The 22,326-nt window shown below is 67.5% G+C and carries 20 protein-coding genes; 10 read left to right on the top strand and 10 right to left on the bottom strand.

What is annotated here, in order from left to right; all coding sequences use genetic code 11:
• Positions 1–5: 5 nt before the first annotated feature.
• The 3 genes from FZ938_RS07835 to FZ938_RS07825 all read left to right on the top strand — a co-directional run bounded on the left by FZ938_RS07835 (position 6) and on the right by FZ938_RS07825 (position 2,084).
• Positions 6–482: an Hsp20 family protein gene (locus FZ938_RS07835; RefSeq protein ID WP_149198017.1), complete on the top strand. Its 477-nt coding sequence runs from the start codon at positions 6–8 to the stop codon at positions 480–482.
• A gap of 130 nt (positions 483–612) precedes the next feature.
• Complete coding sequence (locus tag FZ938_RS07830) at positions 613–834, top strand: DUF1150 family protein (RefSeq protein WP_085090731.1); 222 nt, start codon at positions 613–615, stop codon at positions 832–834.
• A gap of 173 nt (positions 835–1,007) precedes the next feature.
• Positions 1,008–2,084: a hypothetical protein gene (locus FZ938_RS07825; protein ID WP_149198016.1), complete on the top strand. Its 1,077-nt coding sequence runs from the start codon at positions 1,008–1,010 to the stop codon at positions 2,082–2,084.
• A 35-nt stretch (positions 2,085–2,119) separates the two neighbouring features.
• Here FZ938_RS07825 and FZ938_RS07820 read toward each other — a convergent pair whose 3' ends face one another.
• The 4 genes from FZ938_RS07820 to FZ938_RS07805 all read right to left on the bottom strand — a co-directional run bounded on the left by FZ938_RS07820 (position 2,120) and on the right by FZ938_RS07805 (position 6,447).
• Positions 2,120–2,320 carry a hypothetical protein gene (locus FZ938_RS07820; RefSeq protein ID WP_244560865.1) on the bottom strand — a complete coding sequence of 67 codons (201 nt, stop codon included), beginning with the start codon at positions 2,318–2,320 and terminating at the stop codon, positions 2,120–2,122.
• A 128-nt stretch (positions 2,321–2,448) separates the two neighbouring features.
• Positions 2,449–4,488, bottom strand: a complete 2,040-nt coding sequence (locus tag FZ938_RS07815; RefSeq protein ID WP_149198015.1) for a methyl-accepting chemotaxis protein — start codon at positions 4,486–4,488, stop codon at positions 2,449–2,451.
• 176 nt (positions 4,489–4,664) lie between these two features.
• Positions 4,665–4,853 (bottom strand): hypothetical protein, encoded by a 189-nt coding sequence (locus FZ938_RS07810; RefSeq protein ID WP_149198014.1) that lies wholly within the window; start codon positions 4,851–4,853, stop codon positions 4,665–4,667.
• Between the two features lie 136 nt (positions 4,854–4,989).
• Positions 4,990–6,447: a DNA recombination protein RmuC gene (locus FZ938_RS07805; protein WP_246457714.1), complete on the bottom strand. Its 1,458-nt coding sequence runs from the start codon at positions 6,445–6,447 to the stop codon at positions 4,990–4,992.
• A 159-nt stretch (positions 6,448–6,606) separates the two neighbouring features.
• On the opposite strand from FZ938_RS07805, the gene FZ938_RS07800 reads away from it, so the two are divergent.
• A complete protein-coding gene (locus FZ938_RS07800; protein WP_149198013.1) occupies positions 6,607–7,200 on the top strand; it encodes an NUDIX hydrolase in 594 nt (197 codons plus the stop codon).
• A gap of 18 nt (positions 7,201–7,218) precedes the next feature.
• Here FZ938_RS07800 and FZ938_RS07795 read toward each other — a convergent pair whose 3' ends face one another.
• The gene (locus tag FZ938_RS07795) at positions 7,219–8,451 is read right to left on the bottom strand and encodes a ChaN family lipoprotein (protein ID WP_246457712.1); all 1,233 of its coding nucleotides are present in this window, start codon (positions 8,449–8,451) and stop codon (positions 7,219–7,221) included.
• Between the two features lie 295 nt (positions 8,452–8,746).
• On the opposite strand from FZ938_RS07795, the gene FZ938_RS07790 reads away from it, so the two are divergent.
• On the top strand, positions 8,747–9,484 hold the full coding sequence (locus tag FZ938_RS07790; RefSeq protein WP_149198012.1) for an SDR family NAD(P)-dependent oxidoreductase: 738 nt from the start codon (positions 8,747–8,749) through the stop codon (positions 9,482–9,484).
• A gap of 41 nt (positions 9,485–9,525) precedes the next feature.
• On the opposite strand, the gene FZ938_RS07785 is transcribed toward FZ938_RS07790, so the two are convergent.
• Positions 9,526–10,626 carry a pyridoxal phosphate-dependent aminotransferase gene (locus FZ938_RS07785; protein WP_246457710.1) on the bottom strand — a complete coding sequence of 367 codons (1,101 nt, stop codon included), beginning with the start codon at positions 10,624–10,626 and terminating at the stop codon, positions 9,526–9,528.
• A gap of 819 nt (positions 10,627–11,445) precedes the next feature.
• On the opposite strand from FZ938_RS07785, the gene FZ938_RS07780 reads away from it, so the two are divergent.
• Entirely contained in the window at positions 11,446–13,968 is a 2,523-nt protein-coding gene (locus tag FZ938_RS07780; protein ID WP_246457708.1) for a hybrid sensor histidine kinase/response regulator, read from the top strand.
• Positions 13,969–14,235: 267 nt separating this feature from the next.
• On the opposite strand, the gene FZ938_RS07775 is transcribed toward FZ938_RS07780, so the two are convergent.
• Entirely contained in the window at positions 14,236–15,666 is a 1,431-nt protein-coding gene (locus tag FZ938_RS07775) for a gamma-glutamyltransferase (RefSeq protein ID WP_246798999.1), read from the bottom strand.
• Here FZ938_RS07775 and FZ938_RS07770 point away from each other — a divergent pair.
• From FZ938_RS07770 to FZ938_RS07755, 4 genes are all read left to right on the top strand, one after another.
• Positions 15,629–16,993, top strand: a complete 1,365-nt coding sequence (locus FZ938_RS07770; protein ID WP_149198009.1) for a M48 family metalloprotease — start codon at positions 15,629–15,631, stop codon at positions 16,991–16,993. The genes FZ938_RS07775 and FZ938_RS07770 overlap by 38 nt on opposite strands.
• A 165-nt stretch (positions 16,994–17,158) precedes the next feature.
• Positions 17,159–18,574 (top strand): esterase-like activity of phytase family protein, encoded by a 1,416-nt coding sequence (locus FZ938_RS07765; protein ID WP_149198008.1) that lies wholly within the window; start codon positions 17,159–17,161, stop codon positions 18,572–18,574.
• Between the two features lie 127 nt (positions 18,575–18,701).
• On the top strand, positions 18,702–19,469 hold the full coding sequence (locus FZ938_RS07760) for a DsbA family protein (RefSeq protein WP_149198007.1): 768 nt from the start codon (positions 18,702–18,704) through the stop codon (positions 19,467–19,469).
• 13 nt (positions 19,470–19,482) lie between these two features.
• Complete coding sequence (locus tag FZ938_RS07755) at positions 19,483–20,112, top strand: HAD family hydrolase (RefSeq protein ID WP_246457704.1); 630 nt, start codon at positions 19,483–19,485, stop codon at positions 20,110–20,112.
• 9 nt (positions 20,113–20,121) lie between these two features.
• Here FZ938_RS07755 and FZ938_RS07750 read toward each other — a convergent pair whose 3' ends face one another.
• The 3 genes from FZ938_RS07750 to FZ938_RS07740 all read right to left on the bottom strand — a co-directional run bounded on the left by FZ938_RS07750 (position 20,122) and on the right by FZ938_RS07740 (position 22,257).
• Entirely contained in the window at positions 20,122–20,790 is a 669-nt protein-coding gene (locus tag FZ938_RS07750) for an MT-A70 family methyltransferase (RefSeq protein WP_109150884.1), read from the bottom strand.
• A gap of 130 nt (positions 20,791–20,920) precedes the next feature.
• Positions 20,921–21,628, bottom strand: coding sequence for a Crp/Fnr family transcriptional regulator (locus FZ938_RS07745; RefSeq protein WP_246457702.1), 708 nt, complete (start codon positions 21,626–21,628; stop codon positions 20,921–20,923).
• On the bottom strand, positions 21,625–22,257 hold the full coding sequence (locus FZ938_RS07740) for a YgjV family protein (protein ID WP_149198006.1): 633 nt from the start codon (positions 22,255–22,257) through the stop codon (positions 21,625–21,627). The genes FZ938_RS07745 and FZ938_RS07740 overlap by 4 nt, the downstream gene beginning before the upstream one ends.
• Between the last annotated feature and the right edge of the window lie 69 nt (positions 22,258–22,326).

Genomic DNA, 22,326 nt, shown 5'->3' with positions numbered 1-22,326 from the left:
GCGTCGTGACGACTCGCCTTTCGCTCTTCAACAGCCCGCTGCTGCTTGGCTTCGACCAGTTCGAGCGGACGCTCGACCGGATCGCCAAGAATTCGGCCGAAGGCTATCCCCCCTACAACATCGAGCAGATCGGCGACGACGGCCTGCGCATCACGCTCGCCGTGGCCGGCTTCACCTCCGATGACCTGTCGGTCCAGATCGAGGACAACCAGCTGGTCATCCGCGGCCGCCAGACCGACGACAAGTCGCGCGTCTACCTGCACCGCGGCATCGCCGCGCGGCAGTTCCAGCGCAGCTTCGTCCTGGCCGAGGGGATCGAGGTGGTGGGCTGCTCGCTCGACAACGGGCTGCTCAACATCGACCTGACCCGCCCAATGCCGGAGCCGAAGGTCCGCACCATCAAGATCGAGCAGCCGAAGAAGGCCCCCGGCGGCGCGATGCCCCGCACCATCGACGTGTCCGCCGATGGCCGGGACGACTGATCGCCGGAAAGTCTGATCGCCAGAAAGTCTGATCCAGGTCACGGCCTTCACCCCTGTTCTCCGACACTCTACCCCCGACACTCTGCACGCGCGGCCGCCCATGACGGGGAGCCGCCGGGAGACCACGATCATGATGAACGATACCCACACCCAGCTGCGCCAGCTGTCGCCGCAGGATTTCGCCAGCTTCGGCCTGGGCGACGTCGCCTATGTCCGTCCGGTCGAGATGGACGGAACCGCCGCCTTCGCCATCCACGCCGCCGACGGCACGCCGCTGAGCGTGGTGGCCGACCGCGATCTGGCCTTCGCCGCCATCGTGCAGAACGACATGGAACCGGTCAGCGTCCATTGACCCGTCTGGCCGGGGCGCCGCCGCCATCGGCGGGCGCCCCCGGCCGGTTGCTCTGCAATCGGCCACATCTCGATCGCCACATCTCGATCCTTGTCAGCCCTAACTCCTGTTGTAAGGTGCGCTCTGCGATAATCGCCGAGACGAGACGCGAAGAGGCAGTGGGGGACGGTCGGTTGGACGGCGGGGCAAGCGAAACGGCGGCGGACGCGAAATCCGCTCCCGACACGGAAAAGCGCAGGGCCTGGGATGACGAGGCGCGCGATTCCCTTCACATCCTGCCCTTGTCGGCGATCCCATTGGAAACGCCCGGCCTGCAGCATGCGCGCCTGATCAAGAATGTCCGCCTGCAGACGGTGGTGGAGATGTTCCGCGATGCCCAGACCGGCAGCGGGCAAGTCTCCCCCCGCCACATCCCCGCCTATTTCGAATCCTACAAGGACGAGATCGAACGCGATCTGGTGAAGCTGGAGAAGATCGGCGCCGCTTCCAGCTTCGACGTCTATTCCTCGCGGATCGAGCTGCGGAGGCTGAACATCGACGTCAACAACGTCGAATCGCTGACCCTGTCCGACCGCAAGAAGGCCGAGCTGACCAGCTACATGCGGGTCTTCACCCGGCCGCTGATGGAATATGTCTATGGCACGGAGGAGTTGCAGGTCGCCGATGTGACCGACATCATCCAGCTGTTCGCCAATCCCAACCGGGACGAGGCCCTGCGCAACCTGCGCATGATGGCCGACCGGCTGGACATCGGCCTGGGCGAGATCCCGCAGTTCCTGGAGGAATACGGCGACGTCTTCCTGTCGCTGGCCTATTTCCGCAAATGCCTGGACGAGATCGTGCCGGAGGTGCAGCGCTTCGTCGGCTGGATGGGCGAAATCCGCAGCTCCGCCGAGGTCAAGCGCGACCCGCGCCAGATCAGGATGCTCGACGACATCGCCCGCGACCTGACCGACATCTCGACCTCCATCACCGGCCGGTTCGAGAGCTTCGACAACCGCTCCAAGGATTTTTGGAGCGACATCAACGCCGACACCTTCCGGTCGATCCGCGAATTGATCTCGTCCCACCACGTCACTATCGGCGGGGTGCTGTGCGGCCTGGCGGTGAAGATGAACCTGTGGAAGCACCGTTTCGCCCGCGGCGGCGGCGGCCCCAACCGCCGCATGGAGTTCGTGAAGTCGGAGATCCTGCCCGGCCTGTCGCACATCAAGGCGCTGGAACAGTCGGCGCGGACCGGCCACCTGTAGGCGCCCGCCGCTCTCCACTCGATCCCCACACGCCTTCAATCCATCGACAGCATCTTCCCCATGCCGTTGTCCAGCAGGATGGTGGCGAACAGCGTCAGGATCGGGATCAGGAACATCAGCCCGATGACGCATCGCACGATCAGGTCCTTGCGTCGGGCGGAGCGGCACAGCGGGCAGTCGTCGGGACCATGCCCGTAATCGGACCCGCAATAGGGACAGGCTGTGGTGTCGACCATGGCAGACGGGCTTTCAGCATGGGCGGGGGGCCCTGGAACCAAGGCCATTCTGGACCCGCGCCCCCGCCCGTCGTCATGAAATCCCTGTCATACTTAAGGCTTTTCTTGTCCTGTGGCGGACCAGCCGCTCAGGCCGCGCGCTCCATCGGCACCAGCCCGGCGACACTGCGGCCGAACTGCGCCGCGAACCGGTCGCGCTCGGCCCCGACCAGGGTGAAGGTGACATGCAGGCGTCCGGCACCGCCGCGCTCCAGCGCGCGCACGACGGCAGGCACGGGCTCCAGCCCCGGCAGCGCGACACGCAACGCGGTTCCTTCGGCCAATGCGCTCCCCACCAATCCGCTCCAGGCCTCCTGCGGCAGCCCGCTCAGCTGGGCGCCTCCTTCCGAGGCGTTGTCGACCGTCACCGGCAAATCGCGCCCGCCAACCGTCAGCCGGCCGGGGCGGTTCAGCGGGTAGCGCGGGGCGACGCGACGGTTCACCTCCGGCGTCGCCGTGCGGATCGCCTCGATCAGGACGCGGCGGAGCTGGTCGATGCTGGTGGCGACGCGGGTGGACAGCGCATTGACCTCGCTGGCCCGCTCGCCGGTGGCCGTCGCCTCCTCCGACACGGCGGCGATGCGGGTCGCCACCTCCTGCGCGGCGTTGGAGGTCTGGACGACATTGCGGGCGATCTCGCCGGTCGCCGCCTCCTGCTCCTCGATGGCGGCGGCGACGGTGGCCGACACCGTTTCGACGCCGCGCACCCGCTCGGCGATGGCGCGCACGGCGTTCACCGCCTCCGCCGTGGTCGCCTGGATGGCGGCGATCTGGCTTTCGATCTCCTCGGTCGCCCGCGCGGTCTGGCCGGCCAACTGCTTCACCTCGCTCGCCACCACGGCGAAGCCCTTGCCCGCCTCGCCGGCCCGCGCCGCTTCGATGGTGGCGTTCAGCGCCAGCAGGTTGGTCTGGCCGGCGACGTCGTTGATGAGGTCGGTCACCTCGCCGATGCGGGTCACGGCCTCGGCCAGACGCTGGATGGTCTCCTCCGCCCGGACCGACGCGCCGACGGCATCGCCGGTCATCGTGGTGGCGGTGCCGATCTGGGTCGCGATCTCGCGGATGGAGGCGCTGAGCTGCTCCGATGCCGCGGCCACGGTCTGGGCGTTCGACAGCGCCTGGGTGGCGGCGGCGGCGACATTCTGGCTGTTGTCGCTGACCGCACGGGCCGATTCGGCCATGCGGGTGGCGTTGCCGGCCATCTGGCTGGTCTGGTTGGCGACCACATCGACGGCGTTCGACGCCTCGGTCTCCACCGTTTCGGCCATGCGCAGCAGGGCCGCCTGCTTCTCGCGCTCCGACCGTTCGCGCTCCTCGTCGCGCAGGCGGCGCAGGCGTTCGGCCTCCTCGGCATTCTCCTTGAAGACGTTGAGCGCCTGGGCCATCGCCCCCACCTCGTCGCCGCGGTCGGCGCCGGGAATGGCAACGGCGAGGTTGCCCTGGGCCAGGGTCCGCATCGCCACCGTCAGTTCGCCCACCGGCCGCACCACCCGCCGCCGGATGCCAAGCACACCCAGCACCACGACCGCCAGCACCACGGCCGACACGCCCCACACCGCCGTCATGAACAGGCTCTCGCGGCCGGCGGCATAGACCTCCGTCTCGCTGTTGTAGCGGGTGGTGTCCTCGACGATCCGGTCGACGACGGCGCGGTGAGCGGCATAGGCCTCGGCGATCGCGGCGTAGGACGCGCGCGCCGCCGCCTCGTCCTTGCGGGCCAGCGCCGGCAGGAACTTCAACTCGATCTCGCTCCAGAAGCGCATCACCGGGGCGTGGGACGTCCGGGTCAGCTGGTCGAGCAGCGCCGGCTCGAAGCTTTCCTTCAGCCAATATGCGTGCCGTTCGTCGTAATCCTTGCGCAGCTGCGCCAGCCGCGCGCGGCGCTGTTCGACCGACGCCGGGTCATTCATCGCCAGCGTCGCCTCCAGATAGGCTTCGATCACATATTCCGGCGGCGGCAGGATGTCGGCGATCAGGTCCTTGCCCAGCACGATGCGCTGGTAGATCGGCCCACCCACCTTCAACTCGCGGATCGCCAGCGCGCTGGTGACGACCACCGCCAGGAAACCGAGCGTGACCACCACCCCGAACAGATTGGTAAGCGCGGCAATCCGGAGGTTCTTCAGCATGTTGCAACCCCTGCGCAAAGACGACGGCACAGGGTTGCTTCTCAAAATAAACCTAATGTGACAAGCAAAAAACTTGCTCGATTATCGGGTAAAACGGAAATGATGTTTCATTGAGCGCTCTGCACGCGGATTGTGCAGAGTCTGCGCAAGGACAAACCAAGGTGCCGGATATCGGCTCACGCCAAGACCAAGGTGCCGACCCAACCGGCCAGGGCAAGAATCACCAGCATCACCAGCAGGGCCACGATCACGGCATTGGTGCGGCGAATCGAACGACAGCGCGGGCACCCATCCTCGGCGGCGGGATAGCGGTGGGCGCAGCGGTCGCAGCGGACGGTCTGGTCGGTCGCGGTCTGGTCCGACATCGGTGGGTTCCATGAGGTCGAAGGGCGGTAACGCCGCATGGATAGCACGCCCGCTGCCGCACCGCAGCGTCGATGAGCTGCCGCCGGGCGCCGTCACCACTGGGGCGAAATGCCGCATCACCCGGCCGTACGCGCCTCAATCGGCGGCGGTGGTTTCCACCGGCGGCACGGCGCGCAGTTCGACCGACTGCAGACGGCGCGGGCTGTGGTCCAGCGGTTCCAGCAACGGCATCTCCGCCCCCTCTGGCGCGGCGTGCAGGTCGCGGAAGCGGCGGGCGCTGACCAGCACCCTCGATTCCAGCGTGCCGACCGCGCTGTTGTAGCAGCCGACGGCCTTGTCCAACTGCCCGCCCAGCTTTTCCATATGGCCGCCCAGGTCGGACAGCCGTTTGTACAGCTCGGCACCCAGCGCGCTGATTTCGCGGGCATTGTCGGCCAGCCGCTCCTGCCGCCAGCCATAGGCGACGGCGCGCAGAAGCGCGATCAGGGTGGTCGGGGTGGCCAGGATGACGCGGTGGTCGATGCCGGCCTCGATCAGCGCCGGATCCTGCTCCAGCGCCGCGGAGAAGAAGTTCTCGCCGGGCAGGAACAGCACGACGAATTCCGGGCTGTCGTCGAACTGGTCCCAATAGCCCTTGGTACCGAGCTGCTTCATATGCTCGCGCACATGGCGGGCATGGCGGACCATGCCGTCGCGCCGCCCCGCCTCCTCCACCGCCTGGATGCCGTCCAGATAGCCTTCCAGCGGCGTCTTGGCATCGACCACGATGGTCTTGCCGCCGGGCAGCGTGACGATCAGGTCGGGGCGCAGCCGGCCGCTGTCGACCGACACCTGCTCGACGAAGTCGCAATGGTCGAGCATCCCCGCCATCTCGCAGACCCGGCGCAGCTGGATTTCGCCCCAGCGTCCACGCGCCGCCGGGGTGCGCAGCGCACGGACGAGGTTGCCGGTCTCCGCCCGCAGCTGGGTCTGGGTTTCGACCAGCGACAGCACCTGCTGTTTCAACCCTTCATAGGCGCCGGCCCGCGTGCTTTCCAGTTCGCGGATCTGGCGGTCCATCGCTTCCAGCGACTGGCGCACCGGGTCGACGATGGCGGCGATGGCGGTCTGGCGCTTGTCCAGGTCGCCCTTCGCCTGCTCCTGGAAGCCGGTCAGCGTCTCCCGCGCCAGATCGAGGAAGCTGCGGTTGTTCTGGTGCAGCGCCTCCGCCGACAGGGCCTTGAAGCTGTCGGCCAGCGCCGCCTGGGCGCGCTCCAGCAGCGCCATCTTCTCCGCCGCGGCGGTCCGCTCCGCCTCCAGCCGGGTGGACAGCTGGGCGTGGCGTTCGCGGGCATCGGCGACCTCGCCATGCAGGCGGGCGATCTGGTGGTCGCGCGCCTCGATCTCCTCGCGCAGATCGTCCTCGGTCCGTTCAGCGAGGTCGAGACGGGTGGCGAACTCCGCATGCAGGGCGGCGGCGGCGGCTTCCGCCCGGCCGGCGGCAGCGCGCATCACGGCCCAGGCGACGGCGGCGCCCAGCAGCAGCCCGGCCACCAGCCCGGCGGCCAGCGACGGGCCGTCAATCACCATCCCGTTCACCAGGAACTGCGTCACCCCGAATTCCTTCACCACAGGCCCCACCACTGAGACGGGCACAGCCTATCGGAACGAATCGCGAATTGGAACAGGCCGCGAACGGGCGCAGCGCCGCAGCGGCCCGGCTGGCGCTTTCTCCGCTTGCCCGGCGAAGGGTGCGGCGCCATATCGGTGGCCATGCCAGACGATACGATTCCCGACGACAATTCCTCCGACTGCGGCCCGAACTGCGGCGGCCCGCGCGTCCGCGGCATCCCGCCCGGCGAGGATCGCGAGCGGCTGATGTGCCCGGACTGCGGCTATATCGCCTATCAGAACCCGCTGATCGTGGTGGGGGCGGTGGCGACCTGGGAGGATGGCCGCATCCTGCTCTGCCGCCGCGCCATCGAACCGCGCAAGGGCTTCTGGACCCTGCCCGCCGGCTATATGGAAGAGCGCGAAAGCACCCGCGAGGGCGCCGCCCGCGAAGCCTGGGAAGAGGCGCGGGCGCGCATCGACATCGACCATCTGCTGGCGATATACGACATCCCGCGCATCAGCCAGGTCCAGATGATCTTCCGCGCCCGCCTGCTGTCCCCCGACGTGGAGCCCGGCCCGGAGAGCCTGGAGGTCGGCCTGTTCGCCTGGAAGGACATTCCCTGGAGCGAGCTTGCCTTCCCCACCGTCGTCTGGGCCCTGCGCGAGCATCATGAGCGGCTCGGCCGCTCCGACTGCGCGCCGGCGGTCAATCCCACGCCCGATGCGCTGGCGCGGTGGGAGAAGATGCTGTAGCAGGCGACAATCTCGCCCTTACCTCCCCTCCATCGGGAACTTCGCCACCAGTTCCTGCTCCGCCCCGTCGCGCCGGATGGTGAGCGGCAGCCAGGTGCCCGGCGCCTGACGGCGGATCACCGCGACGAGATCGGCTGGTGCACGCACCGGCATTCCCGCGGCGACCAGGATGCGGTCGCCGGTGCGCAGTCCCGCCGCCGCCGCCACGCTGCCGCTGCTGACTGCCCCAACCGTGATGCCTTCCGGCGCGGGATCGAGTTGCACACCCAGCTTCGGCCGTTGCGGTTCGGCATCCTCCCGCTCCGGCCCCAGGCCGAAGACTGCATCGGCGATGCGGCCGTCCAGTTCATCGCAATCGCGGTCGACATCCCAGGGCAACAGCACGGCGGCGTCGCCGACGCCGAGATCGGCCAGCTGGTGCGGCACGCCATCCCGCCGGGCGACATGCCCCTCCCCCAGGATGCCGATCACGCTGCGGCCTGTCGCGCGGCGGGTCTCGGCGATCTTCTCCGCCATCGCGCGGTCCCAGACGCCCTGCGCCTCGATGAAGCGCTGGGCCGCCTTGTTGGAGGCATCGTCGGGCGCGGCGGCGCGGGCTTCCGAGCGGTCGTGCGCCGCCAGCGTCTCGTTCAGGCGCTTGCGGTATTCCTCCGTCGGAGGGGCGGGCGTGCCGACGCCCTCGCGGTCCGTCTCCGGGATGGCGGCCCAGCCGTTGCGGGCGGTGCGGCTGACCAGCGAGCGTTCGACATTCAGCGCCACCACCGGCAGCCGGTGCAGACGGGCGAACTGCAGGATCGGCAGATAGAATTGCGGGTCGAAGCCCCAGACCGCGCGCCAGTCCGTCTCCTTCAGCAACTCGCTTTCCGTCAGCTCTCCCGCCACCCAGCGGTCGAGCACCGGCTGCAGCCGGCGCGGCACCATCTCCATCCCGATCGCCAGATCGGGGTTCAGCGCATGGAGCCCTGCCAGGGTGTGGAGCTGCCAGCGGTGATGGTCCGGCTTGTCATGCTGTTCCCCCAGCAGGACCACGGGCGCCTCGGCGATCCGGCGCAGCAGCGGCACCGGCTCCACCGCCGTTCCGGTGCCGTCCGCCCAGACGCCGGGGGGCACGCAGCCGATGCGCGCGGCGTCCTCGGCCTTGGCCTCCGTGGCCCAAGCGGTGGGAGCGCTCAGGAGCAGCGCCGCGATCGTCAGCAGGGCGAAGCGGCGGCGCGGAACGGTGGTGACGGGACGGAAGGGCTGGCGCGGCAAGGGCTGGCTCCGTCGGTGCGGGGATTGCGCCAAGGTTGGCGCTGCCGGGCGCAACGTCAATGGACAAAGCCGGCGATTGCGTCGTTCAGTCGCGCCGGGTTCAGGCTCGTCGGACGGCGAGCAGGCGCCCGGCATGCTGGCGGATGACAGGCGGGGCGGCGCCAGTTAGGATCGCCGCAGGCGGTGGACCACCGGAGGAGGGGGAGCACCCGGCTCCCGCATCCGTAACCCCAAGGTCGATCCCAGGGCGTCCGCTTTCCCCGCCGACCGCAATCATTCGTGAAGCGCAGCCCCCATGCCGCACCGCAAAGTCGTCATTCTCACCGGCGCCAGCCGGGGTATCGGACACGCCACCGTCACCCGGTTCAGCAACGAAGGCTGGCGCGTGATCTCCTGCTCGCGCGAGGAGGTGCCGGACCATTGCCGGCGCGATCCCAACTGGACCCACCACATCCCGGCCGATTTGTCGGACCCGGCCAGCCGCGCCGCCTTCGTGGAGGAGGCTAACAAGGCGCTGGACGGCGCGCCGCTGCACGCCCTGATCAACAACGCCGGCATCTCGCCCAAGACCCCGATCAAGGAGCGGCTCGGCTGCCTGAACGGCTCGATCGAGGGCTGGCACCGGGTGTTCGAGCTGAACTTCTTCGCCGCCCTGGTGCTGGCGCGCGGCTTTGCCGCCCCGCTGTCGCGGGCGAAGGGAGCGATCGTCAACGTCACCTCCATCGCCGGCCATTCGGTGCATCCCTTCGCCGGCTCGGCCTATTCCACCTCGAAGGCGGCGCTGTCCGGCCTGACCCGCGAAATGGCGGTGGAGTTCGCCGAGATCGGCGTCCGCGTCAACGCCGTCGCCCCCGGCGAGATCGAAACCGCGATGACCGGCCCGGAATACGACGTGCTGATCCCGCGCATCCCGCTGAAGCGCATGGGCCGGCCGGAGGATGTCGCCGCGGTGATCTTCTATCTCTGTGGGCCGGATGCCGCCTATGTGACGGGAACGGAGACCTTCATCACCGGCGGGCAGCATCTGTTTTGAATGTTGGGCGGGGGCTGCCTCGCCCCCGCCCAACCGGACCTTTACTTCCCCGCCCGCCAGGCGATCAGCCGCCGCGCCGCCTCGGCGATGGTCTCCTCCGCCCCGGCGAAGCTAAAACGCAGGAAGCGGCGGCCGCGGGCGGTGTCGAAATCGATGCCGGGGGTGCAGGCGATGCCCGTCTCCTCCAGGATCTGCTTCGCCAGCGCCTCGCTGTCGTCGGTCATGTCCGACACGTCGGCATAGATGTAGAAGGCGCCGTCGGCCGGAGCCATCTTGGTGAACCCCGCCTTCGGCAACTCCTCCAGCAGCAGCGCACGGTTGCGGGCATAGCGGGCGACGTGACCGTCCAGCTCCTCCGTGCAGTCGAACGCCGCGACCGCCGACACCTGACTGAGAGTCGGCGCGGAAATGAACAGGTTCTGCGCCAGACATTCGACCGAGCGCAGCAGGTCATCCGGCACGATCATCCAACCGAGACGCCAGCCGGTCATCGAGAAATACTTGGAGAAGCTGTTGACCACCAGCGCCTGATCGTTCACCTCGGCGGCCGTCACCGCGTCGGTGCCATAGGTCAGGCCGTGGTAGATCTCATCCGACACCATGCGCACGCCATTGGCGCGGCACCAGTCCGACAAGGCGGTCAGCTCCTCGCGGCTCAGCATCGTGCCGGTCGGGTTGGCCGGGCTGGCGACGATCAGGCCCTGCACCGGCTCGTCCAGGGCTTCCAGCAGCTCGATGGTCGGCTGGAAGCGATGCTCGGGCCCGGTCGGCAGTTCCACCGGGACGACGCCCGCTGCGGTCAGGGTGTGGCGATAGGCCGGGTAGCTGGGCGATGCCATCGCCACCCGGTCGCCCGGGTCGAAGGCGGCGAGGAAGCCCAGTTGAAAGGCGCCCGACGACCCGGTGGTGACGACCACGCGACGCTCCGGCACATCGACGCCGTAACGGTCCTTGTACCAACTGGCGATGGCCGCACGCAGCGGCGGGATGCCGAGCGCGCCGGTGTAGCCCAGCGGGTCGGCGCCCACCACCGCGGTGGCTGCCGCCTGGACCACACCCTTCGGCGCGCCGGTGGAGGGCTGCCCCACCTCCATGTGCAGGACCTCCAGACCGGCGGCCTCGCGCTCTGCCGCGGCGCGCATCACTTCCATCACGAAGAACGGAGGAATCTGACCTCTCTTAGACGGACCAAGCACTTAGCGTCTCCGTTGAACGTCCGGGAAACTTCTGGGAAACACGCCACGCATAAAAAGGGGCGGCAGTTGCCACCCTTCCTATCATGCGGCCTCCTCAAAGGCCATTGCACCGCCAGCAACCCACGACTCGATATCTGCCCGGCGGTAACGCATGGAGCGGGTGCCTATGTCCAGCGGCACTTGTCATTCCTGCGACTCTCCAGGCTCGCGGGAATGCGGACCAAGAAAGCCGGATAGGGACGCATCCACAGGCGGGGGTGGAGAAGCCGTTCAGCGGGGAAGTGTCTGTTTGATGTGCCGGGGTTTGATCGCGGGAGAGCGTTGGTACACAGCGAAGGGCGGTTAACCAGTTCGTACTTTCTTTAGCCGGTTACGTCTTGCGCACCGACGCGGGGCGTCCTGCGTTTAACATGCGGTTGCGGGCGGTGATGACGATTATGGCTTTTGCCTGTTGTGCTGACAGGGCGAAAAGGCCGCCCTTCTACACGGCATTTCCGCACCCACGAACCGGCCTGACGACACCTCCATCCACCGACGCACCATTGGCGGGTTCGACTATTCCGTCCACCTCCAGTTGAAATAAGGCAAAGACAGCCAACTTTGATGGTAGCTGCCCGCGCCCGTGAAGAGTCTCTAATACAGCGCCTGAAAAAGACACGTCTTCAGGTGTGATCTCGAAGGACTGTAAATCTCATGGCGCATGCTTTGCCTACTGAGCGGAAAGCCGGCCAATTTTCTGGACCCTATCGGGTACGGACGTGGTTGGTGCTGCTGGTGCTTGCATGCGTTATGCCGCTCGTTCTGTTCTCGACTGCGCTTCTTCTCCGTAATACTGCAATTGAAACGGTACAGACGGAGCAGTTGGTTCGCGATAGAGCAGACCAGTTGGCCGAAGACATCGACCGCGAGGTAGCGCGCTTGATCGCTGCTGGGGAGGTTCTGGCCACCGCCGAGACCCTGGCCCGAGGTGACCTTGCCACTTTCTACCGGCGTGCGATTCAGGTTCGCGACCTGCTCGGTACAAATATCCTGATCCGTGATCTGACGAGCCAACAACTCCTCAACACCCGTGTTCCTTGGGGAACGCCCCTTCCCCGCAATCCTGCGTTCGAGATTGATAAGCGAGCCATCGAAACTCGGCGGCCACAGGTTTCAGGGCTGCTCATTGGGGCGGTGGCGCGAACCCCTTTGCTGATCGTCGTTGTGCCAGTGGTCCACAGTGGGGAGGTTCATTACCTACTCAGCCTTACTGTCGCATTGGAACGCCTCCAGGCGATTGTCGCACCTGAACGGCTTCCGACGGGGTGGGTGGCCGGCATCCTTGACGGGGATGGTGTCTTGATTGCTCGATCCGCCAAACCGGAGCAATTCACTGGCACACGCCTCCCAGGCGAGGTCTGGGACCGGATCAGGAGTGTTCCTGGAGGTGTTCACCGCACCTTTGATCTCGAAGGGAAAGCGGCGTTGCAGGCTTACACCCGCTCGCAAGCCTCTGGGTGGCTGGTCGGTGTGAGCGTCAGAGAGGAACTGGTCGCTGCGCCGTCGCGGCAGACCCTCCTGCTCTTCGTGGCTGGTGGGCTTGTCCTACTTCTCGCCGCCCTCGGTGGCGCCGCAATGCTGGGGCGCCGTCTGACGCGCCCAGTCCTGCAACTCGTCCACGCCGCGGAGGCGATAGGGCGCGGGCAAACGCTTCCTGTCCAAGGTCGAGGAGTTGTCGAGATCGCGACTGTCGGAGACGCGCTTCAGAATGCCGCGACCCTCATCGAGAGCCGAGCAACGGCCTTGGGCGAGAGCGAAAGCCGCTACCGCGCCATCGTGGAAACCGCGGTTGACGCCATGGTGGTGATCGATGGAGCGGGCATCATCCAGGGCATCAATCCGGCCGGCGAGCGCCTTTTCGGTTATCAATCCGATGAAGTGATCGGGCAGAACGTCCGCATCTTGATGCCGGAGCCGTATCGCTCGGAGCACGATGACTACTTGGCGAACTATCGGCGAACCGGCGAGCGAAAGATCATCGGCATTGGCCGGGAGGTCGCAGGACAGCGCAAGGACGGCTCGACCTTCCCGGCCGAACTGGCGGTTGCGGAATGGGCTTCCGGTGGGCGCCGCTTCTTCACTGGGATTATGCGCGACATTACCGAGCGCCAGCGTGCCGAGAATGCCCTGCGGGCCTCCAAGACCGAGGCTGATCGGGCGAACCTTGCCAAATCCAAGTTCCTTGCTGCGGCCAGCCACGACTTGCGTCAGCCCATGCAGGCTCTCTTGCTGTTCCAGAGCGCACTTGAAGGGCAACTCGCCGGTCATCCGGCGTCTCGCATGATGGAATCCATGGGGCAAGCGTTGGGGGGTATGCGCATGCTGCTCGACAGTCTGCTCGATGTGTCCAAGTTGGACGCCGGGCTGATCACCCCGAAGCCGATGGACACGCCGATCAAGGCGCTCCTTGAGCGACTTGGCGCGGAATACCATGCCCAGGCTATCGGCCAGGGGTTACGCCTGCGCGTTGTTGGATCGAACGCGGTGGTCCGAAGTGATCCCATCCTGCTGGAACGCATGCTGCGTAACTTGATCGAAAACGCCTTGCGCTACACCGAGCGAGGCAGCCTGCTGATCGGTTGTCGCCGTCATGGCGACCGGCTTCGGATCGAGGTTATCGATACGGGCATCGGCATCGAACCCGCGCATCAAGCCGACATCTTCGAGGAGTTCGTGCAAGTCGGGAACCCGGAGCGGGACCGCACCAAGGGACTTGGACTTGGCTTGGCTGTTGTCAGACGCCTTGCCCGGCTGCTCGGCCACGAGGTGGTGATCCGCTCCACACTGGGGCGTGGCTCAGCCTTCTGCGTCGTCTTGCCGTTGGTCGCTCAACCTGTCCATCAGGGTTGGCGGAAAGCCGAACCGGCCAACGAAGACAAGCGCGGCATCATACTCGTGATCGACGACGAGGCGTTGGTACGCATGGGCTTGCAGGCCATACTAGAAGGCTGGGGCTATCGGGTGCTGACTGCTGGGTCCGTCGATGAGGCGGTCAGTCAGGTGGAAAGTGGGGAGTGGCCGCATGCCATCCTCGCAGACTACCGGTTGCGCGGTGGGGAAACGGGGCTGGATGCGATCCGCGCCGTGCACGACCGCCTCGACAAACCGGTACCAGCAACCGTCATCACCGGAGATACCGCGCCCGAGCGGCTGGTGGAGGTCCGGGCGGGCGGCTTCGCTCTGCTCCACAAGCCCATTGCTGCCAACGAATTGCGCAACAGGGTTGTGGAGATGATGCGTCCGGATTGATTAGCGCACCGCCAGCACCCGCACTAGCTGTCGGATACTTGAACAGCACCGAACTTCGGCGAACAGGTTGAAACCAGCACTCCACGTAACGTATTGATTTCTCACCACTTATGGTTCGCGCTGGTTTCAGTTTGTTTCAGATCACTTCCATCACGAAGAAGGGCGGAATCGCGCCCAGCTTGGAAACCTTGGGCTGCTTGCTCATGATCGTCCGTCTCTAACTTTCTTTGGCCGGGCTCTCTTTGGGCGGGCCGTTTTCCGGCCGTGTCATTCCCGCTTGCGTTCGCTTTCGACCGTCAGCCCCAGGCTGCCGGCGCGCGGGTCGATCGCCGTCTGGCAATAGCGGACCCCATCCTCGATCGAAACCCGGCAACCGACGAAGCTGACCCGTCCGGGGATGGATTGCGGACGGGCCGCCTGGATCTGCGGGGCGGTGGACTTGTCCTCCAGACCGGCCGGAAGGGCGGCCGACAGCAGTGCCGCCGGGCCGGCGGCCGGGCCGTCGTCGCCGTTGGCGGTGCCGACCCCGGCGAACAGGGTGCGGCCGATGATGGAGTTGGCGATCAGCGCCGGCGCGCCGAAGCCTCCGCGGTCAACCCCCTGGGCCACCAGCATGCCCGTGCCGGGGATGCCGCGGCCGGCCCCGAAGGGCGCCCCCTGGGTGAAGGAACAGGCCGCACCGTTCTCGTCCGGATCGATCACCATCACCCCGGCGCCGGCGGCGGTTGCGCCCCTGCCGGTGGCGCCCAGCAATTGGGCGGCGCGGGTAGCGCGCTCGGCCGGCGGCAGCGATGCCACCGCCTTCCAAGCCTGGACCAGGGCGGCGCCGGCTTCCGGTTCGTTCAGGTCGGGCACATGCAGGTCGCTGATGTCGAAGGTCACGGTCAGCGTTCCGGCGACGCGCGGCTGATAGGCGCGCAGTTGCGCCGGGTCGATGCCGGTGCCCTGGGCGACCGTCGCGGCGAGTGGCCCGGAATAGAAGGCGCCCACCCCCTGCCGGCGCAGGACCGACAGGGTCGCGGCCAGCTCCGGCTGGCCGACCACCGCACCGACGGCGGGGGCGCCGCTGCCGAGGAAGCGGCGCCGCGTCTCCGAATCGGGCGCCAGCCGCCCGCCGAAGGCGGTCAGATCCTGCACCAGCGCGCGGCTGAGGCCGGGGGAGAACTGGGCCAGCTGTTCGGCCGGGGAGACGACCTGCTCCCACCGCATCACGCCGGCGGAGGCCTGGACGGCGAACAGGCCGCGCGCCATGGCGGGCATGGCGACGCCGCCGGCACCGGCCGGGCGCGGCATGAAATCGATGGTGCGTGCCTTTTTCGCGGCGGCGTCGAACAGAACGCAGACGCCGCCGCCGGTCAGACCGACCCGGGAAGGCAGGCTGGCGGTCATCGCCAGCGCCATCGCCGCGACCGCGTCGCCGGCCTTGCCGCCCTGGGCGATGATGTCGCGCCCCACACCGGCGGCATAGGGTTCGTCGGCGACGACGAAGCTCTGCACCGTGGCGTCGGTCTTGAACTTGGTGTTGACGCAGCCCGGCAGCAGTGATGCAGCTATGGCAACCGCGCCCAACCGTCGCCAGATTTGCAAGCGAGTGTGTCGCGGTCCGGAGTTCCGCCGGTCGCGCGCGGGAATCCGCTGTTCCAAGCCGGAGGTCGTCACGGTGCGCAAGCCCAGCAGGCTGGTTTCGGTCGTCGCCATCATGTCCGTTTGTCTGATGTCGCTGGTGTGGGGAGCGCCACCGGCGAGCGCGCAGCGCCGCTCGGAGATGCAAATCCTCAGCGACGCCGAGACGGACCATATCATCCGCAAGATGGCCCGGCCAATCTTCCAGGCGGCAGGCGTCGACCCGGATTCGGTGCAGATCCTGCTGATCAACGACCCGACGGTGAACGCCTTCGTCGCCGGCGGGCAGAACATCTTCATCCACACCGGGCTGCTGCTGGACGTCGACAACGCCGACCAGTTGCTGGGCGTGATCGCCCACGAGACGGGACACATCGCCGGCGGCCATCTGGTGCGCGGGGCGGAGGCGATGGACAACGCCTTCCTCTCCTCGCTGCTCGGCATGGGGCTGGGCGTCATCGGCGGCCTGGCCTCGCGCAATGCCGGGGCGGGTGCCGCCGGCGTCATGCTGGGCCAGCATCTGGCGGAGCGGAACTACCTGTCCTTCTCCCGCACGCAGGAGGCATCGGCCGATCAGGCCGGCCTGTCCTTTTTGGAACAGTCGGGCATCTCCGCCAAGGGGATGGAAACCTTCCTGGAGAAGCTGGGCGTCGGCGATCCGCTGATGAACGACCGCGACGCCGGCTATCGCCTGACCCACCCGCTGACGCGCGAGCGCATCGACGCGGTGAAGACCTTCGTCGCCCGCTCCCGCTATGCCAACGCCAATCTGCCGGCGGCGACGGAGGCCGATCTGCGGCGCATCCAGGCCAAGCTGTACGGCTATCTCGACCCGCGCGGCGCCCTGCAGCGCTACAAGGCGAACGACCCGTCCCCGGCCGCCCGCTATGGCCGCGCCTATGCCTATTTCCGCCAGGGCGACATCAAGCAGGCGACGCCGCTGATCGACGGGCTGATCGCCGACGAGCCGAAGAATCCCTACCTCTACGAGATGAAGGGCGACCTGATGCTGCAGACCGGCCGGGCGCCGGATGCGGCGGCCCCGTATCGAAAGGCGGTGGAGTTGGCTGGTTCCGAAGCCGGAACGATCCGCGTCTCCCTCGCCCACGCCCTCTTGGAACAGCATGATCCCCGTCTGGCGGACGAGGCGCTGAAGAATCTGCAGATCGCCTCCAAGGGCAAGGCGCAGTCCGCCTTCCTGTGGCGCCTGACCGCACAGGCCTGGAGCATGAAGAAGAACGACGGCATGGTCGCCTACGCCACGGCGGAGGAGGCGCTGGCGCGCGGGGACATGCCGATGGCCAAGGCACAGGCGGAGCGGGCGGAGAAGCTGCTGCCCGCCGGTTCACCCGGCTGGCTGCGCGCCCAGGACATCCGCGGCCAAACCGGCGGCGGGCAGTAACGCCAGCCGACCGAAACGCCAGCCTGCGGGTCATATGACGAAAGCGTTCTTCCGGTAACGCAACGGTCATCGAACCGTCCCGGCCAAGTCATCGCCACTTGCTATTCCGCGGACATCGAGCGCGCCCCCAGCCGGGCGCGCGGTTCCGTCCACGGAGTACACCGCATGCCGTCCGTCCGTCCGAAATCCTGGCGCGGCCCCCTGCTCGCCACCGCGGCCCTTCTGTCCGCCAGCCTCGCCGCCATCCCGGCGCTGGCCCAGGAGCAACAGGCCAAGCGCTATCCCGCCACACTCGCCGGTCATGCGGTGCTGCCGGCCGACACGCTGGTGCAGCCGCCGGCCGATGCCGGGCCGCTGTTCGCCAGCGCCGGCAAGTTCACCAATGCCGACCGCAAGCGCGTGGACGCCGTGGGCAGCATCCGCGCCACCTCCTTCGCCGCCGATCCCAAGGCCCCGCGCGGGACGGAAATCATGCTGCCGGTCGCGGGGCAGGCGGTGCAGGGCTTCTCCGCCATCGTGCCGCAGGGCAACGGCGAGTTCCTGGCGCTGACCGACAACGGCTTCGGCAGCAAGGTGAACTCCGTCGACGCCCTGCTGATGGTCCATCGCGTCAAGCCGGACTGGCAGAGCGGCGCCATGCAGCGGCTGGAGACCATCTTCCTGCGCGATCCGGATCGCAAGGTCCCCTTCGCCATCGTCAACGAGAACAGCACCAGCCGCTACCTGACCGGCGCCGACTTCGACCCCGAATCGCTGGTGGTCCAGGGCGACCGCCTGTTCATTGGCGAAGAGTTCGGTCCCTATATCCTGGAGCTGAGCCGGGACGGCGTGGTGATCGCGGTGCATGAGACGGTGATCGACGGCAAGCCGGCCCGCTCGCCCGACCATTACCGCAACAACGGCCTGCCGGCGGTCCCCGGCGCCGTCACCTTCGAGGTCCGCCGGTCGCGCGGATTCGAGCCGATGGGCGTGTCGCCGGACGGCAAGACGCTGTACCCGTCGCTCGAAGGCCCGCTGTGGAACGCCGCCGGCAACAGTTTCGAGAACAAGGACGGCCACGCGTACACCCGCATCCTCGAATTCGACGTCGCCGGCCGCACGTACACCGGCCGCTCCTGGAAGTACAGGCTGGAGGACAATGCCAACGTCGTCGCCGACATGGCGATGATCGACGCCGGCAGCGCCCTGTTGATCGAACGCGACGACAGCACGGAAGGGGCTAGGACCCAGGCCTGCCAGGGCGAGCCGAAGCCGGACTGCTTCAACGCGCCCGCCGCCTTCAAGCGCATCTACAAGATCGACATCGCCGGGGCCGATGCCGACGGTTTCGTCCGCAAGGTCGGCTACATCGACCTGACCGACATCGCCGATCCCGACCACAAGGCCCGTGCCGGGCAGGCGCCGGAAGGCCGCTTCGTCATGCCCCATCTGGGGCCGGAGGGGGTGAACATCGTCGATGGCGACCACATCGTCGTCGTCAACGACAACAACCTGCCCTATTCCACCGGCCGGACCATCGGCAAGGCCGACGGCGACGAGATGGCGCTGCTGTCGGTGGGCGAACTGCTGCGCGCCCGCTGATGGCCAATTGCTGATCGCGCAAAGGTGATGTCCGGGCAGGCGTTTTGCGCTTGTCCGGACCGGATTGTCGGTCCAGTGTGGACGGCCTTCGGCCCAATTCCCTTCGTGTTTCGGAGACCGCCCGCTCATGCGCCCCGCCCTGCCGTTCCTGCGTTCCGCCCTGCTGGCCCTGCCCGTCGCGGCGCTGGCGCTGTCCGCCGCCGCCCCGGCCCGTGCGCAATCGGCAAGCTTCGACAGCACCCAGAAGACCGCCATCGAGAAGATCGTCCGCGACTATCTGATGGAGCATCCGGAGGTGATCCTGCAGGCCGTCGACGCCATGCAGGAACGCCAGAAGACGGCGGAGGCCGAACAGGCCCGCAAGGCCCTGGTGGAGAACAAGCAGGAGCTGACCCGCAACCCCGCCGATCCGGTCGCCGGCAATCCACAGGGCGACGTCACGGTTGTGGAGTTCTTCGATTACCAGTGCGGCTACTGCAAGGCGGTGCAGGCCGACACCCAGTCGCTGATCAAGGGCGATCCCAAGCTGCGCTTCGTCCTGAAGGAATTCCCGATCCTGGGGCCGGCCTCCGTGGTCGCCTCCAAGGCGGCGCTCGCGTCGCGCGCGCAGGGCAAGTACATGGAGTTCCACAATGCCCTGATGGCGCAGCGCGGCCAGCTGGACGAGGCCGTCATCATGCGCCTCGCCAAGTCGGTGGGGCTCGACACCGACCGGCTGAAGAAGGACATGGAGTCGCCGGACGTGCTGAAGGTGATCGCCGCCAACCAGGCGCTGGCCGAGAAGCTGAACATCCGCGGCACCCCCGCCTTCATCTTCGGCGACGAGCTGGTGCCCGGCGCCATCCGGCTGGACGACATGAAGCGGCTGACCGAAGCCGCCCGTGCCAAGGGCTGAGGCGGACCGTTCCATGACCGGAATGACCGAGCAGGCGAAGCCCTCCGTCGTCGTCTTCGACGTCGGACAGGTGCTGATCGAATGGGATCCGCGGCATCTCTACCGCGAACTGTTCGACGGCTATGAAGACCTGATGGAGGATTTCCTCGACCGGGTCTGCACCCCGGCCTGGAACCTGGAGCAGGACCGCGGCCGTCCCTGGGCGGACGCGGTCGCCCTGCTGACAGAGGAGCATCCGGACTGCGCCGAGCTGATCCGCGCCTATGACGACATGTGGGAACGCATGGTGCCCGGCCCGATCCCCGGCACCCCGGAAATCCTGGCGGAGCTGAAGGCCCGCGGCGTTCCGGTCTATGCCATCACCAACTTCTCGGCCGACAAGTTCGAGTTGACGCGCAAGCGCTTCGACTTTCTGAACGGCTTCGACGGGATCATCGTTTCGGGTCAGGAACGACTGGTGAAGCCGGACCCGGCGATCTATCGGCTGCTGATGGATCGTTACGGTCTTGAACCGAAAGACTGCTACTTCATCGACGACAATCCCGACAATGTCGAGACGGCGCGGTCGGTGGGCATGTCGGCGCACCTGTTCCTGGGCGCCGAGGCGCTGCGGCGCGATCTGGAGGCGGCGGGGCTGCTTTGACGCGGCCCCCTACTCCGCCGCAGCCTCGCGGTCGGTGGCGGAATTGAACGCGTAGGTCTTCCAGGTCGGCTCGTAACCGTCGTCGGCCTGATTGCCCCAGACCGACCAGTTGGGCCGGGCGCCGCGGGCAAACATCTCCAGATAGGGGCCGGGGCTGCAGGACTCGATCAGTTCATACTGTTCATCCGGCTTGCGGCTATGCTCGCGCTTGCGGCTCTCGATCAGGTTGACCTGGGTGCGGCCGGGCGGCAGCGTGCGGGCCTTCTTGCCGCGTACGCCGAACAGGATCAGTTCGGTGACGTTGCGGAAGTAGAAGCCGACGCCACGACCATCGGACCCGCCATCCTTGCGCACCTTGTGCCAGATCAGGTTGGTCTTGTACTCGAACCCCCAGCTGCGCATGACCTGCAGCCCTTCCGGCAGCAGGGCGTTGGGAACCCAGAGATAGAGGTGCGCGGTGGGGGCGGCGATGTCGGCGACCGGCAGGGCGCAGATGTCCTCCACCGTCATGGTGCCGTAGCGCGACAGGCGGCGATGCTCCGGCGCCATCTTGCCGGTGCGGTTGACGAAGCGCCAGGGCGGGTCCGCCATCACGGTGGCGAAGCGTCGGTCACCGGCGAAGGCCACCAGATCCTGCGCCGGATCCGATGCCGTCGCCACCGTCTTGCTGTCGCCCATCGCTGCCTCGAAATCCTGAACAAATGCGGTACCGGGAGGGGTGCAAACTCGCACGGGGGGACAGCGCCGTCAATCGGGTCTGAACTGCCCCGCCGACGCTGTCACAAGCATCGGCGGCGCACCTTCCCCGTCACTCCTCCTCGCCGGCCTCGGCCATGGCGCGCAGGGAAGCACGTTCGGCGACGCTGACGGTCAGCCCCTGGGTTTCCACCCCGACGGCGCGCAGCTTGGCCAGAGCCCGCGACAGGGTCTCCGGCTGCATGCCCAGGCGCCGCGCGATCAGCGCCTTGTCGAAGGGAAGCTGGAACTGCGCCGGTCCGTCGCCCGGTGGGCAGACGCGCATCAGGAAGGCGGCGACCCGCTGCGGCGCCGGCTGGACCTGGAGCTGTTCGATCTGCGTCACCAGATGGCGCAGGCGGACAGACAGCGAACCCAGCATGCCGAAGGCGATGCGGTCATCCTCGCGCAGGCAGCGGGCGAATCCGTCGGCGGTCAGCGTCATGACGCGGGCGTCGGTCACCGCCTCGGCGCAGACCGGAAATTTGCCGTCGGCGAACATGGCGGCTTCGGCGAAGCTTTCGGCCGGACCGATGACATGCACCACCGCCTCCGTCCCGTCGCGGGTCAGGCGGTAGAGCTTCACCCAGCCGTCGAGCAGGACGAAGAAGCGGTCGGCCGTCTCGTCCTGCAGGAACAGGGTGGTACCGCGCGAGACCGGGCGCACGATGGCGACCCCGCCCAGCAGCGACACAGCCCGGTCGGTCAGCTTGGCGAACAGCGGGATCGCGCGCAGTGCGGCGGCGTCTTCCGCCGACAGATTGGAATGGTTGACGGTCATGACAGCTTCGCCTCCCCGGCCGCCGGCGGCATTGCTGCAGCAGCCGGTGGCATTGGTGTTGGTGAGGGCGGCGTCAGCCCGGTGCCACGCAGCAGCATCCAGGCATTGACGGCGATTCCGGTCACGTCCGAGATCATAGCCGGCACCGACCCCACCAGACTGTTGTGCACGAACCAACAGGGCAATGCCACCAGCATGATGCCGCGGAAGGGTGCGACCCGCGTCTGGTATCGGGCAAGGCTGATCAGCGCCATGCCCCCCGCCGCGAAGACGGACGGCAACCCGGTCCAGGTGAAGCCCATTACCGCGGCGATCACCGGAAGGATTGCCAGATAGACGAGTCGAAAGGCCGGCCGCGCGCCGATCGCCAGCGCCACCACCACCTGCAGCGCCGCAAGCCCGTTCAGCGCCGATGCTGTCGGGGCGCCCATCTGGGCGTAATGTACGGCGAAGCACAGGCAGGGCACCAGCTGCACCAGCAGCATGCCGGTCCGGCTGCGGAAGAATGGCCAGAGCATGCCGCCGACGGTGCCGCAGAAGCCGATCAGCTGAGCCGCGGACCAATCACCGCCCGACACCCCTCCCCCGCCTGCCAGGACGGCGACTAAGTCGGTCAGCACCTCGCTCATGCCGGATCGGACCTTTGGCAGCAAGGGGGGGCAACAACAGGGAGACGTGGCGCCGGCCGCCCCGGAGGG

The sequence above is a fragment of the Azospirillum oryzae genome, assembly GCF_008364795.1.
GTDB lineage: Bacteria > Pseudomonadota > Alphaproteobacteria > Azospirillales > Azospirillaceae > Azospirillum > Azospirillum oryzae.
This window is presented reverse-complemented; position numbering and strand designations above follow the sequence as displayed.

What these genes read in the sequence shown, in the direction of transcription:
- FZ938_RS07830 (WP_085090731.1), top strand. Translation starts at nt 613, where the DNA reads ATGATGAACGATACCCACACCCAGCTGCGCCAGCTGTCGCCGCAGGAT.
- FZ938_RS07820 (WP_244560865.1), bottom strand. Translation starts at nt 2,320, where the DNA reads ATGGTCGACACCACAGCCTGTCCCTATTGCGGGTCCGATTACGGGCAT.
- FZ938_RS07815 (WP_149198015.1), bottom strand. Translation starts at nt 4,488, where the DNA reads ATGCTGAAGAACCTCCGGATTGCCGCGCTTACCAATCTGTTCGGGGTG.
- FZ938_RS07810 (WP_149198014.1), bottom strand. Translation starts at nt 4,853, where the DNA reads ATGTCGGACCAGACCGCGACCGACCAGACCGTCCGCTGCGACCGCTGC.
- FZ938_RS07800 (WP_149198013.1), top strand. Translation starts at nt 6,607, where the DNA reads ATGCCAGACGATACGATTCCCGACGACAATTCCTCCGACTGCGGCCCG.
- FZ938_RS07790 (WP_149198012.1), top strand. Translation starts at nt 8,747, where the DNA reads ATGCCGCACCGCAAAGTCGTCATTCTCACCGGCGCCAGCCGGGGTATC.
- FZ938_RS07785 (WP_246457710.1), bottom strand. Translation starts at nt 10,626, where the DNA reads ATGCGCGCCGCGGCAGAGCGCGAGGCCGCCGGTCTGGAGGTCCTGCAC.
- FZ938_RS07775 (WP_246798999.1), bottom strand. Translation starts at nt 15,666, where the DNA reads ATGGCGACGACCGAAACCAGCCTGCTGGGCTTGCGCACCGTGACGACC.
- FZ938_RS07765 (WP_149198008.1), top strand. Translation starts at nt 17,159, where the DNA reads ATGCCGTCCGTCCGTCCGAAATCCTGGCGCGGCCCCCTGCTCGCCACC.
- FZ938_RS07760 (WP_149198007.1), top strand. Translation starts at nt 18,702, where the DNA reads ATGCGCCCCGCCCTGCCGTTCCTGCGTTCCGCCCTGCTGGCCCTGCCC.
- FZ938_RS07755 (WP_246457704.1), top strand. Translation starts at nt 19,483, where the DNA reads ATGACCGGAATGACCGAGCAGGCGAAGCCCTCCGTCGTCGTCTTCGAC.
- FZ938_RS07750 (WP_109150884.1), bottom strand. Translation starts at nt 20,790, where the DNA reads ATGGGCGACAGCAAGACGGTGGCGACGGCATCGGATCCGGCGCAGGAT.
- FZ938_RS07745 (WP_246457702.1), bottom strand. Translation starts at nt 21,628, where the DNA reads ATGACCGTCAACCATTCCAATCTGTCGGCGGAAGACGCCGCCGCACTG.
- FZ938_RS07740 (WP_149198006.1), bottom strand. Translation starts at nt 22,257, where the DNA reads ATGAGCGAGGTGCTGACCGACTTAGTCGCCGTCCTGGCAGGCGGGGGA.